Source organism: Streptomyces sp. 5-10 (assembly GCF_014712245.1).
Lineage (GTDB): Bacteria > Actinomycetota > Actinomycetes > Streptomycetales > Streptomycetaceae > Streptomyces > Streptomyces violaceusniger.
Window position 1 is genome coordinate 1 of record NZ_JACVYG010000077.1, and the last position, 15,469, is coordinate 15,469.

11 protein-coding genes, 2 tRNA genes and 5 pseudogenes are annotated in these 15,469 nt (G+C 69.4%); 9 read left to right on the plus strand and 9 right to left on the minus strand.

Annotation, left to right across the window (positions count from 1 at the left end; translation table 11 throughout):
• Positions 1-280: 280 nt before the first annotated feature.
• Positions 281-457, minus strand: a pseudogene (locus IEJ02_RS44110) (helix-turn-helix domain-containing protein); the annotation flags it as partial.
• Positions 458-854: 397 nt separating this feature from the next.
• On the opposite strand from IEJ02_RS44110, the gene IEJ02_RS44115 reads away from it, so the two are divergent.
• The 6 genes and pseudogenes from IEJ02_RS44115 to IEJ02_RS44140 all read left to right on the plus strand — a co-directional run bounded on the left by IEJ02_RS44115 (position 855) and on the right by IEJ02_RS44140 (position 4,420).
• Complete coding sequence (locus IEJ02_RS44115; protein ID WP_191069939.1) at positions 855-1,076, plus strand: hypothetical protein; 222 nt, start codon at positions 855-857, stop codon at positions 1,074-1,076.
• A gap of 373 nt (positions 1,077-1,449) precedes the next feature.
• Positions 1,450-1,523 (plus strand) — tRNA-Ile (locus tag IEJ02_RS44120).
• Positions 1,524-1,589: 66 nt separating this feature from the next.
• Positions 1,590-1,902: pseudogene (locus tag IEJ02_RS44125) on the plus strand (helix-turn-helix domain-containing protein); the annotation flags it as partial.
• Positions 1,903-2,079: 177 nt separating this feature from the next.
• The gene (locus IEJ02_RS44130) at positions 2,080-3,033 is read left to right on the plus strand and encodes a helix-turn-helix domain-containing protein (RefSeq protein WP_191069940.1); all 954 of its coding nucleotides are present in this window, start codon (positions 2,080-2,082) and stop codon (positions 3,031-3,033) included.
• A gap of 14 nt (positions 3,034-3,047) precedes the next feature.
• A complete protein-coding gene (locus IEJ02_RS44135; RefSeq protein ID WP_191069941.1) occupies positions 3,048-3,509 on the plus strand; it encodes a cupin domain-containing protein in 462 nt (153 codons plus the stop codon).
• Positions 3,506-4,420: an NADP-dependent oxidoreductase gene (locus IEJ02_RS44140; RefSeq protein WP_317986074.1), complete on the plus strand. Its 915-nt coding sequence runs from the start codon at positions 3,506-3,508 to the stop codon at positions 4,418-4,420. The genes IEJ02_RS44135 and IEJ02_RS44140 overlap by 4 nt, the downstream gene beginning before the upstream one ends.
• Positions 4,421-4,482: 62 nt before the next feature.
• Here the strand turns inward: IEJ02_RS44140 and IEJ02_RS44145 are convergent.
• The 3 genes and pseudogenes from IEJ02_RS44145 to IEJ02_RS44155 form a co-directional block, all read right to left on the minus strand.
• Positions 4,483-4,914 (minus strand): annotated as a pseudogene (locus IEJ02_RS44145) (transposase family protein); the annotation flags it as partial.
• A pseudogene (locus IEJ02_RS44150) lies at positions 4,914-5,207 on the minus strand (IS110 family transposase); the annotation flags it as partial. The pseudogenes IEJ02_RS44150 and IEJ02_RS44145, both read right to left, overlap by 1 nt.
• Before the next feature lie 443 nt (positions 5,208-5,650).
• Positions 5,651-6,061 carry a RidA family protein gene (locus IEJ02_RS44155; protein WP_191069942.1) on the minus strand — a complete coding sequence of 137 codons (411 nt, stop codon included), beginning with the start codon at positions 6,059-6,061 and terminating at the stop codon, positions 5,651-5,653.
• 331 nt (positions 6,062-6,392) lie between these two features.
• Between IEJ02_RS44155 and IEJ02_RS50915 the strand changes: the two are divergent.
• A pseudogene (locus IEJ02_RS50915) lies at positions 6,393-7,757 on the plus strand (recombinase family protein); the annotation flags it as partial.
• Between the two features lie 336 nt (positions 7,758-8,093).
• Here IEJ02_RS50915 and IEJ02_RS49465 read toward each other — a convergent pair.
• From IEJ02_RS49465 to sucC, 5 genes are all read right to left on the minus strand, one after another.
• On the minus strand, positions 8,094-8,291 hold the full coding sequence (locus IEJ02_RS49465; RefSeq protein WP_223865435.1) for a hypothetical protein: 198 nt from the start codon (positions 8,289-8,291) through the stop codon (positions 8,094-8,096).
• A gap of 19 nt (positions 8,292-8,310) precedes the next feature.
• A tRNA-Leu gene (locus IEJ02_RS44165) sits at positions 8,311-8,395 on the minus strand.
• 134 nt (positions 8,396-8,529) lie between these two features.
• Positions 8,530-10,074, minus strand: coding sequence for an aldehyde dehydrogenase family protein (locus IEJ02_RS44170; protein ID WP_191069943.1), 1,545 nt, complete (start codon positions 10,072-10,074; stop codon positions 8,530-8,532).
• A gap of 149 nt (positions 10,075-10,223) precedes the next feature.
• Positions 10,224-11,120 carry a succinate--CoA ligase subunit alpha gene (gene sucD / locus IEJ02_RS44175; RefSeq protein ID WP_191069944.1) on the minus strand — a complete coding sequence of 299 codons (897 nt, stop codon included), beginning with the start codon at positions 11,118-11,120 and terminating at the stop codon, positions 10,224-10,226.
• 13 nt (positions 11,121-11,133) lie between these two features.
• Positions 11,134-12,303, minus strand: coding sequence for an ADP-forming succinate--CoA ligase subunit beta (gene sucC, locus IEJ02_RS44180; protein ID WP_191069945.1), 1,170 nt, complete (start codon positions 12,301-12,303; stop codon positions 11,134-11,136).
• A gap of 190 nt (positions 12,304-12,493) precedes the next feature.
• On the opposite strand from sucC, the gene IEJ02_RS44185 reads away from it, so the two are divergent.
• Together IEJ02_RS44185 and frc are read left to right on the plus strand one after the other, a co-directional pair.
• The gene (locus tag IEJ02_RS44185; protein WP_191069946.1) at positions 12,494-14,209 is read left to right on the plus strand and encodes a thiamine pyrophosphate-binding protein; all 1,716 of its coding nucleotides are present in this window, start codon (positions 12,494-12,496) and stop codon (positions 14,207-14,209) included.
• A gap of 12 nt (positions 14,210-14,221) precedes the next feature.
• Positions 14,222-15,469: a formyl-CoA transferase gene (gene frc, locus IEJ02_RS44190; RefSeq protein ID WP_191069947.1), complete on the plus strand. Its 1,248-nt coding sequence runs from the start codon at positions 14,222-14,224 to the stop codon at positions 15,467-15,469.

The following is a 15,469-nucleotide window of genomic DNA, read 5'->3' on the forward strand; positions in this document are numbered from 1 at the left end:
GCGTGCACGCCGCCGTCACAGCCCCGAACGCGGCGGCTCCAGCGGCCGCCGCGGTGGCGAGGACGAGGCGGCGTGTGCGGATCTTGGGGAACATGGACCCTCCTGGTGGAACTGTCTGCAGCAACATGCCCGCTGGGCGTGCCCGACCGGTCCTGGCCGCCGGTCGGCTGCTTCTCACAGCCGGCGAGCGCGGCACCTGCCCCGGCGATCCCGGTCCCGGTCATGCCACCCGGAATGATGTGCAAAACAGTCCTCGGGTTGCGGGCGCACGAGGACGGTGTCCACCTTCCCGCCACAGCTGATGCCAGTGGTAGGCCGACTTCGGACTCACTCGTAGGCGCCGTGCGACCTCCAACGACTTGACCTCCTGCTCGAACAACTCGGCCGCCTGCATCCGTACCGACTCCCGGCGCCGACGCCCCGCACCGGTCAACCCGCCCCCATCGCCATATCTCACACACCACGAGATACAGCCACCGCTCCGACCTCATCGGGAACTTCGTCAACGCTCACCCTGACGCCGAAGTCAGTAACGGCACAGTGGCCCCATGAACGAACGAGGGCTGGACCGCGACGGAACGATCGCACGCGAAGGCGCACTGGACCGAGTGCCAGCACCGTTCGTCCCCGTCGTCGATGCCGCCCGCGCTCAGGTCACCGAAGCGTTCGGCAGAACGCACCTGCACAGCACTCATCAACGACCTCGGCCCTTGGCTCGCAGCCGAATACACAAGCCATGCACGGCGAGAAAGCCCCGCGTCCCTGACGGGCAGGGACGGGCCGTTCTCACCTACGCAGCCATCTAGCGGAGCGCGGCCCGGCGCCACGCTCGCCGAACTGCACCTGCCTTCTGATTGGAAACACGCACTGAGAAGCGGGCCTTCGACGTCCGTTCCCAGCTGCGGACGGCCACGACACTCACCCGGCGCGGCGCCAGCTCTTCCGAACATGCGCCTCACGTCCTGGAGTCCGCTGCCGCTGCCGTCCGCGGGGCACTCAAGAAAGCCGCCCGCGAGCAGACCACCACCAGCTGGGCCCGGCTGGAGCAGTCGGGCGGACCGGAGACCCACTCCTGAACTTCTGAGGGACTTCACATCATTGCATTGCGCGACGGTCTTCCCGATTGGGGTGGCCAACTGATCGCCATCAGCGACAAGGCTCACATCTGTAAATACTCCGGTGAGATCGCCGAGTTTTCTCTTACGGAGACTGTCTTCAAATGCGTGCAAGAGAAATAGGGCGTACAGAACCCCTCACGGGGGCGCAATAAGCGCCGCACGGCCCCTTAACTCCGCTCGCCGGGAAAGGGGGTGTGCCGTGATGTGTTGCGTCCGTGTCTTGTCCCGATGCAGCTCCGGTGACTGTGGCTGCAGGCGCTGCAAAGAGACCTGGGCCCCGCCGCTCTACGGTCATGCGTCGATCTTGGCCGACGGCCGCGGCTCAGCTCCCGGTTGCGTAGCTCAGTGGTAGAGCGCCGGTCTTATAAGCCGATGCGGTCGCGGGTTCGAATCCCGCCGCAACCACTTCCGTCTAAAGGCTGTCTCGTAACCGGTGACAGGTGTGTCCAGGTGATCGTTGATCACGGTGGGATGCAGGTGATCACGGCATCGCGGTCGGAGTGGATCGCACCGTTCACCGGCCTACAGCCTGGCCAGTTCCGCAAGCTCGTGCGCGTCGTGGCCCAGCGCGGCGGGGACGAGATCGCCGACGGCCGCCCTGGCCGGCAATGGCGACTGGACTTAGCCGACCGCGTGCTACTGGTCGCCGCCTACTGGCGCACCAACCTCACGATGCGCCAGATCGGACCGCTGTTTGCGCCAGATCGGACCGCTGTTCGGCGTCTCGCACTCCGCCGCCCATCGCGTGATCGACACCCTCGGCCCGCTACTGGCACTGGTCCCGGTCCGGTGCACCAATTCCGATATCGGTGCTGCGCTCACCGTTCGGCCGTCGGTCGCTGGTGCGACCGAGCCGTCCACCGCGTGCACCAGAGCCTGGTAGAGCCGATGCGGTCCGGCGCCGCTGTAACGCCCGGCGAACACCGTGCCCGAGCAGAAGTGTCGCCGTTATCGTTGACCGGTGATCGGCAACCTTGAGACGTTCCAGGACGAGCTGGCCGCCAGCGGGTTTCCGCCGCTGGTCAACAAGCTGGCCGGGGCCGGCTTCCGGGGCCGGATCGCCACCCGCGACCTCGGGCCGCTGCGGCTGGTCTCCCTCGACACGCCAGAGAGCTCCTGCATCGGGCGGGAGCGCGACGCCTCCGACGGCGAGAACCTGGCGGTCAAGGTGATGAACTGGGGCCGGACGCGGATCGAGCAAGGGCGCGGCGACGCCGAACTCGGGCCGACCGACCTGGTGCTGCTCGATCCCACGCGTACGCTCCGGTTCGAGAGCACCGCCGCGGCGCACGTCACCATCCTGGTTCCGCGTCGGGAGCTGCGGATCCGGCCCGCGCAGATCGACCGGCTCATCGGCGTACGCATCGACGGCAGCCACGGCCCGGGCGCTCTCGTCTCCGTGCTGGCCCGGGAGTCGGTGCGGTCGGCGACCGGGTTCCGCGAGGCGGAGGCGCTGCGGTCGGCGGCGGCCGTCGTCGAGCTGATCGCGGTCGCACTGGAGGCCCGGCTCGGCGAGGAACAACCGGCCCCGGACGAGTGGCTGCGGGACCGGATCACCGGCTACATCGAGGCGCGGCTGGCCGATCCCGATCTGTCCCCGCCCGGCATCGCCGCCGCCCACTCCATCTCAGTACGCCGGCTGCACAAGCTGTTCGAGGACCAGCCGCTCACCGTCGCGGCCCTGATCCGCCGTCGCCGCCTGGAGCGCTGCCGGGCCGAGCTGACCGGAAGCGGGCGTACTGTCACCGCCGTGGCCGCCCGGTGGGGATTCTCCGATCCCACCCATTTCAGCAAGCTCTTCAAGGCGACGTACGGCTACAACGCCCGTGCACTGGTAACCAGCAACCGTGCACGGACGACCAAGACGCGCACAGTCGGCCCGGGAAAGGATGGTGGTGACCAAGGCAGGCAATAGCAATAGGAGAAGTCGTGGCGAAGGTAAACATCGTCCGCCCCGGTGAGGGCGAGATCCTCGGCAGCGGGGCACAGCAGATCCGCATCCTGGAGAACGGCGAGCACACCGACCACCGGCTGGGGTTCGCCGAGGTCACCATTCCGCCAGGCACCCCGAGCCCGTTGCAGCATCGCCACGCCCAGCATGACGAGGGCTTCTACGTGCTGGCGGGAACTTTCCGGTTCACCGTCGGCGAGGACCAATACGACGCCGGGCCGGGCACCTGGGTCATCGTGCCGACCGGGGCGCCGCATACGTTCGCCAACGTCGGCGACGAGAACGCGGTCATGCTGAACACCTTCACGCCGGACCTGTATGTGCAGTACTTCCGCGACTTCAAGGCCATGATCGATTCCGGGCAGCCGGTCAACGCCGAGACCATGCAACCGCTCTGGAAGAACTTCGCCACCGAGATCTCGAACGAATACGCCTCGTGAAGCGCCTTCAATACGACCGCTACGGCGGCCCGGAGGTGATGCGGCTGGCAGAGTTCGAGCCACCACGCCCGGGTCCGGATGAGGTTCTCGTCCGCGTCCGAGCGGCGGCTTCCAACGCGCTGGACTGGAAGATGCGTAACGGCGAGATGAAGCTGATGACCGGCCGCTCCTTTCCCTGGGCGATGGGGCACGACTTCGCCGGAGTCGTCGAGGCGGTCGGCGCCGGCGTCACCCGCCTGAAGGCCGGCGACGCGGTACTCGGCCTGGCTCGGTTCCGGCAGGCGGGGGCGTTCGCCGAGATGGTGACGGCCCCGGAGAAGGCGGTCGTGCTCAAACCGGTGGACCTTTCGTATGAGCAGGCCGCCGCCCTGCCGACCGTGGGCGTGACCGCCTACCAGGCCACGGCGGAAATCCGGCCCGGGCAGGCGGTCTTCGTCAACGGGTGCCTGGGCGGGGTGGGCCGGGCCGCCGCCCAGTTCGCCCGGGCGCGGGGAGCCTCGGTCGCCGGCAGCTGCCGCAACCCTGCGACCGACGAGGCCCGCGAGCTCGGCGTCGAACCGGTTGTGGGTTTCGGCTTCGACCCGGCCGCCCTCGCGGAACGGTTCGATCTCGTCCTCGACACGCCCGGCATGCTTCCCTTCGCCGCGGCCCGAACGCTGTTGAAGCCCGGCGGAACCATCGTCGACATCGTCCCAACCCCGGCCAAAATGATCAGAAGCGCACTGCCCGGCCCGTTCCGGGCGATGATGGGCCGGCCGGTGACCGCCGACCTGGAGGAGGTGGCCCGGACCCTGCGCCTGCCCATCGCCCGTACGGTCCCGTTGGCCGAGGCGATTCCCGCCCTGACGGAGCTGGAGCGCGAGCAGCGCCCGAAGGGCGGCAGACTGGTCATCGCCATGGCCGGAAGCTAAGCCGGGCCGAGCTAAGGGTGTCTCGTGACTGCTCTTGGTAGTGACCACTGACCGATTCGCGGTCAGCCCGTGAGGGCGAGGTTGTGCAGGTGGGCGATGCCCGAGGCGGTGTCCGCCAGGGTGCTGGCCGCGCGTCGGTAGTCCCGCAGGATTTTCCAGCGCTTCATCCGCGCGAGCGCGTGTTCGACGCGGGCGCGGACCTTGCGGTGGATGGCGTTGAGATCTTCCTGCCAGTCGGTCAGTGTCCCGTCGGCGGGTTTACGGTAGGGCATGAACACGTCGGGGTTGCCCTGGTAGCCGCCGTCAGCCATCACCGGACGCCCGGCCAGTTTCTGGTCGATGCCGGAGGTGCGGTAGACGGTGCAGTCGTTGCGGTTGCCCGGTTGTGGGTCGCCGGTGGCGATGACCAGGCGGGTGTCGGCGTCGATGGCCACCTGCACATGGGCGGAGTAGCGGTAATTCTTGCTGGGTGCGGCCAGTCGGTGGTCACGCGATTCCCCCCGGGGCTACCCGACCGGGAGACGACGTGCCGGGCGACGGCCATTGGATTGATCGCGTAGACCTTCCGGCCCGAGGCCCGTAGGGAGGCCACTAGGAGTCCGCGGGACGTTTCGATCGCAACCGGGATCGGATCGTCCGGGCTGCCGCCGTGCTCGGCCAGCAGCCGCAGCAGGCTCTGGAAGCCCGCCGCGTCGTCGCTGATCCTGAGCTTGCCGAGCAGTCGGGCGTCGGAGTCGACCACTGCCACGTCGTGGTGGTCTTCGGCCCAGTCGATTCCGCAGGTCACGTGCGAAGCGTGCTCCTTTCGAGGCTTCGCTGTCCGTCGCTTTGAGCCGTGGCAGGACCACCCGGCGACCTCATAGAAGCGCTCGCGGGCGCACCACCCCATCAGCCGTCCGTGGCCCCAGCTATGCCCAGGGTCCTCGCTCTCGTGAAGAGCTCCACGGCTCCGGCTGATCGTGAGGTGGTCCTGAGAATGGCTCGAACCACGGAACGGTATGGCGATCGAGTTCGAAATGGCAGGGTCCGGACCTGCGTCGCTCTTGTCGAACCACTCTCGGCGCTGCATACAGACAGACGTCTCGCCCGGCCCTCCACCCGCTACGACAAGCGCGGGTACGTTTATCTCGACACCGTCACCGCTGCCGCCCTCCTCGTTTGGCTCCGATCGTGACTGGAGCCAAAACCCGGGCGGGGCGGTTGGTCCCTCGGCAGGGATGGTCCGTCGGCTCAGGAATCAAGCACGGCGGCGATGGCTTCGACCTCCACGAGCTGGCCGTCATAGCCGAGCACGGTGACACCCATCAATGTACTGGGCACGTCGTGGTCACCGAACGCGTCCCGGACAACCTCCCATGCCGTCACCAGGTCCTCCCGCCGGTGAGAGGCAACAAGAACACGGGTGCTGATGACATCGTGCAGTGACGCGCCCGATTCCGTCAGAGCGGTCCGCATGTTCTCCACAGCCTTGGCCGCCTGCCCCGCGACGTCCCCGATCGCCGCAGTGGAGCCATCATCATTCAGAGGACATGCTCCGGCCAGGAAGATCAGCCGCGACTGGGCCGGGGCCGTGGCCGCGTAGGCGTACTCCGCAACATCGGACAGGGAGGCAGAGCGAATCAATGTGACAGCGCGCGGCACGGGCTTCCTTTCGCAGCAGTTCCGGGGCACTCAGGACCTTCTCAAAGGTCGACTCGGCGTTCGACACATTTTCCTGGCCCGTCGACTCCCGTGATGGGCCACTGCCGTCAGCCGCCCAATAGGTCTCACATGATCTCGGCTGCGACCCGCACTCCGGGGTACCCGACCGGTCCGCCCTGCCTCAGCTCCACGCCCGGTGGTCCACCGGGGCCCAATACCGGGCCTGAGCAGCTGCTTCATGCCGCTTCAACGTTCGGGTGGGACCAGCCCATCGCGCGCCGGACCACCGGCGTAGCCGATGAAACCGGCCTCCGGAACGGAGGGCATGCCGATGGGTGAGCCCAGCAAACGTCCACAGCCCCCGTCCCTCCCAGCCCACGTCGACGCGCACCTTCCCTCTCGCGGGGACGGCGTACCGGAGCGGCACCCCGGACCGGAGGTCACCGTCGCGGTCCCTTCCGAGCCCCCGGTGCTCACCCCGCCCGCCGCGGTAGCGCTGCTACGGCTGCTCCAGGCCGTCCACCGCACACACAGGCGCCGACCGTCCCCCGGAGGACCCCATCGGGACCGAGGAAGCGGCGTAGAGGAAGAGAAGGAGGACAGCGTGAGGACACGCTTCGCCTTCGCCGGACGGGTGTCCACCGAAGACCAGCAGGACCCGGAAGCCTCCCGCAACTGGCAGATCACCCGAGCCGAGGCACTCATCGAGCCCCACGGGAAGATCGTGACCCAGTTCTTCGACGTCGGCCAGTCACGGTCGATCCCCTGGCAACGCAGGCCCCGCGCCTCCGCCCTGTTGGAGGAGCTCAAACACCCCGACCGTGGCTTCGAAGCCGTCGTGATCGGCGAGCCGCAACGCGCCTTCTACGGCAACCAGTTCGGCCTGACGTTCCCCGTCTTCGTCCACTACGGCGTGCAACTGTGGGTGCCCGAAGTCGGCGGTCCCATCGATCCGGAGTCCGAAGCCCACGACCTGGTGATGTCGGTCTTCGGCGGCATGAGCAAGGGCGAACGCAACCGCATCAAGATCCGGGTCCGCGCCGCGATGAGCGCCCAGGCCAAGATCGAGGGCCGTTACCTCGGGGGGCGCCCGCCCTACGGCTACCGGCTCGTCGACGCCGGACCGCACCCGAACCCGGCCAAGGCTGCCGACGGGCGCCGCCTGCGCCGCCTGGAGCCCGATCCGGTCACCGCGCCGATCGTGCAAAGGATCTTCCACCTCTACCAGGTCGCCAAATACGGTCTCTTCGCCATTGCCGAAATCCTCACCTGCGAGGGCATCCCCTGCCCGTCCGCGCACGACCGCGCCCGTAATCGCCACCGCTCCGGCATCGCCTGGTCCAAGGGCGCGATCCGCACGATCTTGTCCAACCCCCGCTACACCGGACACCAGGTGTGGAACAAGCAGCGCAAGGACGAAGTCCTCCTCGACGTCGACAACGTGGCCCTGGGCCATGAGACCCGGATGCGCTGGAACCGGCCCGATACCTGGGTATGGTCCTCCTCTCCCGTCCACGAACCATTGATCACCATCGAGACCTTCGAGCACGTCCAGCAGATGCTCGCGGGCAAGGGCGCAGGCAAGAACACCCGCGAGCGCAAGCGCACCCACCACCCGTACGTCTTCCACGGACTGCTGCACTGCGGCATCTGCGGACGGCGCATGCAAGGCCAGCAGAGCCAGGACCGCCTGTACTACCGCTGCCGCTTCCCCAACGAATACGCCCTGGCCAACAAGATCACCCACCCGCGCAACGTCTACCTCCCCGAACGGGATCTCCTGCCCCCGCTGGACAACTGGCTCGCGCTGGCCTTCGCTCCCCACCGACTGGAAGAGACCATCGCTCTCATGCAGGCCGCTCAACCCGACATCGCACCCGCCCCAGGCGCAGAGGACGCCGAACGGGTGATCGCCGAATGCGACACCAAGCTCGCCCGCTACCGCGAAGCCCTGGAAGCAGGCACGGACCCCAAACTCGTCGCCCAGTGGACCGCCGAGGTCCAGGCCCACCGCGCCGAAGCGCTCAGCCGGTCACGCCAGGTCACCGGCCAGCGCCGGATGACCAAGGACGAGATCCGCGCCATGCTCAAGCCGCTGGGCCCCATCCCCGACGTCCTCGCCGACGCCGAGCCGCGGGACAAGGCCGAGGTCTACCAGAACCTCGGGCTCAAGCTGATCTACGAGCCCGGAAAACAACTGGTGCGGGCCGAGGCTCAGCTCGACCCGCACAAGTTGGGGATATGGTCGGTGTCCGAGGGGGGACTTGAACCCCCACGCCCGATAAAGGGCACTAGCACCTCAAGCTAGCGCGTCTGCCATTCCGCCACCCGGACCAGGTGTGCTCCGCGGCTCGGCCGCGGCGACATGAACCACGATACCAAGGTTTCGGAGTGCGTTTCACCTGCGTATGCCGGGCGCCCGCCCCCGCGCCGACCTGGGGGGACGCGGGGGTGGGCACGGAGGGTGGTCAGGCGGGCATCAGGTGGTAGTCGGGGAAGTTGCCGGGGAGGCGTTCGGGGGCCGGGCCCTCGGTGACGGCGCGGACCAGGAGGTCGCCGCCGACGAAGGCGCCGCGCCAGGAGGCGCCGAAGCCGCCGAAGAGCTCGTCGCGGTCGCCGCGGGAGCGGGGCTTGCCGTGGCCGGTCTTGAAGGCGCGGATCTGGGGGGCCAGGCGGTCGTAGGTGGCGGGGTCGTCGCAGGAGAGGGTGGCGACGAGGGCGCCGTTGCTGGCGTTCATGGCGGCGAGCAGCTCGGCCTCGGTGTCGACCAGGACGAGGGTGTCGACCGGGCCGAAGGGCTCGGCGTGGTGGAGCGGGGAGGTCGAGGGCGGGTTGAGGAGGGTGACGGGGGCCACGTAGGCGGAGAGGTCCTGGCCGGGGAGGAAGTGGCCGTGGGCGAGGTCGCCACGGTGGAGGGGGACGGCGCCGCGGTCGATGGCCTCGGCCACCTGGTCGGTGAGCTCCTTGGCCTTGGCCGCGTTGATCAGGGGGCCGAAGTCCAGGTCGGGAAGGGGGTCGGAGGGGTTCTCCACCGCGAGGGGGTGACCCACGCGGACGGAGCGCACCGCCGGGAGGTAGACGGAGAGGAAGGCGTCGAAGGACGAGCGCTGGACGACGAAGCGCGGATAGGCGGTGCAGCGCTGCTTGCCGTAGTCGAAGGTCTTGCGGATCAGCGGGGCGAGGGCGTCCCAGTCGGTGAAGTTCCAGATGCCCCAGGCGTTGAGCCCCTCCTGCTCCAGGATGTGACGCTTGCCGAGGTCGGCGACGGCGGTCGCGACCCGGGCGCCGGTGTCGCGGCCGCCGACGAAGGAGACGCAGCCGATCTCGGGCGAGCGGACCAGGGCCTCGGAAAGCTCGCCGCCGCTGCCGCTGACGAGGGTGACCGGGATGCCCTCGCGGGCGGCGAGCGCGCAGGCGAGGGTGAGGCAGGCCAGCCCGCCGTCGGTGGGGGTCTTGGCGATGACGGCGTTGCCGGCCAGCGCCTGGACGAGCATGGCGTGGGCGAGGACGCTCATCGGGTAGTTCCAGCTGGCGATGTTGGAGACCGGGCCGGGCAGCGGGGTGCGGCCCTCGGCCATGCGGTCGATCTCGTCGACGTACCAGCGGACGCCGTCGATGGCGCGGTCCACATCGGCCTGGGCCAGCCGCCAGGGCTTGCCGATCTCCCAGACCAGGAGGAGGGCGAGCAGCTCGCGGTGCTCGCAGAGCGCGTCGAGGGTGGCGGCCACCCGCGCCCGGCGCTCCGGGAGGGCGATGTGGCGCCAGCGGCGGTGCTGGTCGAGGGAGGCGCGTACGGCCTGGTGGGCGGTGGTGGCGTCGAGCCGTGGCGGGCCCGCGATGGGGGTGCCGTCCACGGGGGTGGTGGCGGGGAGGGCCCGGCCGTCGCGGTGCCAGGTGCCGTCCCAGAGGTTGAGGACTCGGTCGTCCTGGAACGCCTCGGGGGCGACGGCCAGGCAGCGCTGCCAGGCGTCGCCCCAGGCGGTTCCGGGCTTGAGGGTGAGGGTGGGTGCCATCGGTGATCTCCGCTCTCGTTGCACAGGCGGGGCGGGATGTGGCGGGCCGTACGGCAGGGACGCCCGTACGGCCAGGGTGTGCGTACGGGGAGCAAGGTAGCGGCACGGAGCGTGACCGTGACCCGATCGCGGATCGGGTATGGCTCACATCACGCGAGGTTGCCGGGTCTTTCGGCCAGAAGGGCCAATACCAGCCCGGCCGTCTCGGTGGGGGTCGCTCCGACGCTCACGCCCGCCGCCTCCAGCGACGCCTTCTTGGCCGCGGCGGTGCCCGAGGAGCCGGAGACGATGGCGCCCGCGTGGCCCATCGTCCTGCCCTCGGGGGCGGTGAAGCCCGCGATGTAGCCGACGACCGGCTTGGTGACGTGGTCGGCGATGTACCGCGCGGCCCGCTCCTCCGCGTCGCCGCCGATCTCGCCGATCATCACGATCAGGTCGGTCTCGGGGTCGGCCTCGAAGGCGGCGAGGGCGTCGATGTGGGTGGTGCCGATGACCGGGTCGCCGCCGATGCCCACACAGGTGGAGAAGCCGACGTCGCGCAACTCGTACATCAGCTGGTAGGTGAGGGTGCCGGACTTGGACACCAGCCCGATCCGGCCCGGCTTGGTGATGTCGGCGGGGATGATCCCGGCGTTGGACTGGCCCGGGGAGATCAGCCCGGGGCAGTTCGGGCCGATGACCCGGGTGGCGCGGGCCCGGGCGTACGCCTGGAAGGCGACCGCGTCATGGACCGGGATCCCCTCGGTGATGACGACGGCGAACGGGATCCGGGCGTCGGCGGCCTCGGTGACGGCGGCCTTGGCGTGGGGCGGCGGGACGAAGAGGACGCTCACATCGGCGCCGGTGGTGTCGATGGCCTCGCGTACGGAGCCGAAGACGGGGACCGTACGGCCGTCGATGTCGGCCCGGGTCCCTGCCTTGCGCGGATTGACCCCGCCGACGACATCGGTGCCCGCGGCGAGCATCCGCCGGGTGTGCTTCATGCCTTCCGCGCCGGTCATGCCCTGGACGATGACCTTGCTGTCCTTGGTGAGGAAGATGGCCATGCGAGGAGCCCCCTTATGCGGCGGACGGGTCGGATGTGCCGGTCGCGGAGGACGCCGCGGACGCGGCGAGTTCGGCGGCGCGCGCGGCGGCGCCGTCCATGGTGTCGGCCTGGTGGACGAGCGGATGAGCCAATTGGCCAAGGATGGCTCGGCCACGTGCGGCGTTGTTGCCGTCGAGCCGGACCACCAGCGGTTTGGTGAGGGTCACGGTGTCCAGGGCGCGCACGATGCCGTCGGCCACCGCGTCACAGGCGGTGATGCCGCCGAAGACATTGACCAGGACGGAGCGCACATCCGGGTCGTCGAGGACGAGGGAGAGACCGTCGGCCATCACCTGGGCGGACGCGCCGCCGCCGATGTCGAGGAAGTCGGCGGGGCGGGCGCCGCAGCCGGCGACGACGTCCAGCGTGGACATCACCAGGCCCGCGCCGTTGCCGATGACGCCCACCTGGCCGTCGAGCTTCACGTAGCCGAGCCCGGCGGCAGCGGCCCGGGCCTCCAGCGGGTCCCGGGCGCGGTCGTCGGCGGCGTCCCACGACGGCTGCCGGAAGCGGGCGTTGTCGTCCAGGGTGACCTTTCCGTCCAGGGCCACGATCGACCCATCCCGGGTCACCACCAGCGGATTGACCTCTACCAGGAGGGCGTCGTGCGCGGTCAGGACGGTCCACAGCCGGTGGATGGTCCCGGTCGTCTCGCGCGGCAGTCCCCCGGCGACGGCGATCTCGGCCGCCTTCGCCTCGGTCACCCCCTCGGCCGGGTCGACGGCGATCCGGGCCACCGCCTCGGGGCGGCGCGCCGCGACCTCCTCGATCTCCATACCGCCCTCGGCGGAGGCGATGGCCAGGAAGCGTCCCGCGGCCCGGTCCAGGGTGAAGCCGAGGTACATCTCCCGCTCGACCTCGACGGGTTCGGCGACCATCACCCGGTGGACGGTGTGGCCCTTGATGTCCATGCCGAGGATCCGGCGTGCGGTCAGCTCGGCCGCGGCCGGGTCGTCGGCGAGCCTCACCCCGCCCGCCTTGCCCCGGCCGCCGGTCTTCACCTGGGCCTTGATGACGACGCGTCCGCCGAGCCGTTCGGCGGCCGCGCGGGCGGCCTCGGCCGTGTCCACGACCTCCGCCCTCGGTACCAAGACGCCGTTCGCATGGAGGAGTTCCCGTGCCTGATGTTCGTACAGGTCCATTGCCAGCTCCCTGATGGCCCGTCAACAGCGCCTGATCCAGCGCTGGATGCAACGAGTGGCGCACGCCCCCTGGACATCGCTCGGCCGATGGTGGGATAACAAAGTTCATACAGGATAACGTCGACTGTATGCAATCCAGCGATCCACCTGCGAGGCAGCACCGACCCCCTACGAAGGGACGCGATTCGCCATGCCCGACGACAACCAGGACCTCATCTCCGGCGGGCACTTGGTCGCCAAAGCACTCAAGGCAGAAGGCGTCGAGGTCATCTACACCCTCTGCGGCGGCCACATCATCGACATCTATGACGGCTGCGTCGACGAGGGCATCGATGTCATCGATGTGCGCCACGAACAGGTCGCCGCCCACGCCGCCGACGGCTACGCCCGGATCACCGGCAAGCCCGGCTGCGCCGTCGTCACCGCCGGACCCGGCACCACCGACGCGGTCACCGGTGTCGCCAACGCCTTCCGCGCCGAGTCACCCATGCTGCTCATCGGCGGCCAGGGCGCCCACAACCAGCACAAGATGGGCTCCCTCCAAGACCTTCCGCACGTGGACATGATGGCGCCGATCACCAAGTTCGCCGCCACCGTCCCGGACACCGCCCGCGCCGCCGACATGGTCTCCATGGCCTTCCGCGAGTGCTTCCACGGCGCCCCCGGCCCCTCCTTCCTGGAGATCCCGCGCGATGTGCTGGACGCCAAGGTGCCGGTCGACAAGGCCCGCGTCCCCCGGGCCGGGCACTACCGCGCCTCCACCCGCAACGCCGGCGACCCCGAGTCCGTCCAGAAGCTCGCCGATCTGCTGGTCCAGGCCGAGAAGCCGGCGATCCTGCTGGGCAGTCAGGTGTGGACCACCCGCGCCACCGGCGCGGCCACCGAGCTGGTGCGCACCCTCAATGTGCCCGCGTACATGAACGGCGCGGGACGCGGCACCCTGCCACCCGGCGATCCCCACCACTTCCAGCTCTCCCGCCGCTACGCCTTCTCCAATGCCGACCTCATCGTCATCGTCGGCACGCCCTTCGACTTCCGGATGGGCTACGGCAAGCGGCTCTCCCCCGACGCCACCGTGGTCCAGATCGACCTCGACTACCGCACGGTCGGCAAGAACCGGGACATCGACCTGGGCATCGTGGGCGACGCGGGACTGATCCTCTCCGCCGTCACCCAGGCCGCCTCCGGGCTAGGGGGGTTTGGCGGGGTACCCCCCATAAGGCACAGTAACGGCGGGGCGGGCAAGCGCAAGGAGTGGCTGGACGAGCTGCGCGCCGCCGAGCAGGCGGCGATCGAGAAGCGGCTGCCCAGCCTCCGGTCCGACGCCTCCCCCATCCACCCCTACCGCCTGGTCAGCGAGATCAACGACTTCCTCACCGAGGACTCGATCTACATCGGCGACGGCGGCGACATCGTCACCTTCTCCGGCCAGGTGGTCCAGCCCAAGTCGCCCGGCCACTGGATGGACCCGGGCCCGCTGGGGACGCTCGGCGTCGGGGTGCCGTTCGTGATGGCCGCCAAGCAGGCCCGCCCCGACAAGGAGGTGGTGGCGCTCTTCGGCGACGGCGCGTTCTCCCTGACCGGCTGGGACTTCGAGACGCTGGTCCGCTTCGACCTGCCGTTCGTCGGCATCGTCGGCAACAACTCCTCGATGAACCAGATCCGTTACGGCCAGAAGGCCAAGTACGGCGAGGAGCGGGAGCGGGTCGGCAACACCCTCGGCGATGTGCCCTACGACCAGTTCGCGCGGATGCTCGGCGGCCACGGCGAGGAGGTCCGCGACCCGGCGGACATCGGCCCGGCGCTGCGCCGCGCCCGGGAGTCCGGCAAGCCGTCGCTGATCAACGTCTGGGTGGACCCGGACGCGTACGCCCCCGGAACCATGAACCAGACCATGTACAAGTAGGGAGGCGCCACCATGTCCCAGGCTCCCCAGGCCCCTCAGGCCCTGTCGGGCATCCGCGTCCTCGACATGACGCATGTGCAGTCCGGTCCCTCCGCCACCCAGCTGCTCGCCTGGCTCGGCGCGGATGTGATCAAGCTGGAGAACACAGGCGGCGACATCACCCGCAAGCAGCTGCGCGACCTCCCGGACGTGGACTCGCTGTACTTCACGATGCTCAACTGCAACAAGCGGAGCATCACGCTGAACACCAAGAGCGAGCGCGGCAAGGAGCTCCTGACCGAGCTGATCCGCCGCAGCGACGTCCTCGTGGAGAACTTCGGCCCGGGCGCGGTGGACCGCATGGGGTTCTCCTGGGAGCGCATCCAGGAGATCAACCCCCGGCTGGTCTACGCCTCGATCAAGGGGTTCGGCGAGGGCCCGTACACCAAGTTCAAGGCGTACGAGGTGGTCGCGCAGGCGATGGGCGGGTCGATGTCCACGACCGGCTTCGAGGACGGCCCGCCGCTGGCCACCGGCGCCCAGATCGGCGACTCCGGCACCGGGGTGCACTGTGTGGCGGGCATCCTCGCCGCGCTCTACCAGCGCACCCACACCGGGCGCGGCCAGCGGGTCAATGTGGCGATGCAGCACGCGGTGCTCAATCTGTGCCGGGTCAAGCTGCGCGACCAGCAGCGGCTGGCCCACGGGCCGCTCGCCGAGTACCCGAACGAGGACTTCGGCGACGAGGTGCCGCGCAGTGGCAACGCCAGCGGCGGCGGCCAGCCCGGCTGGGCGGTCAAGTGCGCGCCCGGCGGGCCCAACGACTACGTCTACGTCATCGTGCAGCCGGTCGGCTGGGAGCCGATCACCCGGCTGATCGGCCGCCCCGAGCTGGCCGATGACCCGGAGTGGGCCTCGCCCGAGGCGCGGCTGCCGAAGCTGGCCAAGATGTTCCAGCTGATCGAGGAGTGGTCCAGCACCCTGCCGAAGTGGGAGGTGCTGGAACAGCTCACGGCGCACAACATCCCGTGCGGGCCGATCCTGTCCACCAAGGAGATCGTCGAGGACGCGTCGCTCGCGGCCAACGAGATGATCGTCGAGGTCGACCACCCCGAGCGCGGCTCCTTCACCACGGTCGGCTCCCCGCTGAAGCTCTCCGACTCCCCGGTCCGGGTCGAGCGCTCCCCGCTGCTGGGTGAGCACAACGAAGAGGTGTACGTCGGGGAGCTGGGGCTCGGCGACGAGGAAGTGCGGTTGCTCAAGACGAACGGAGTGATCTGA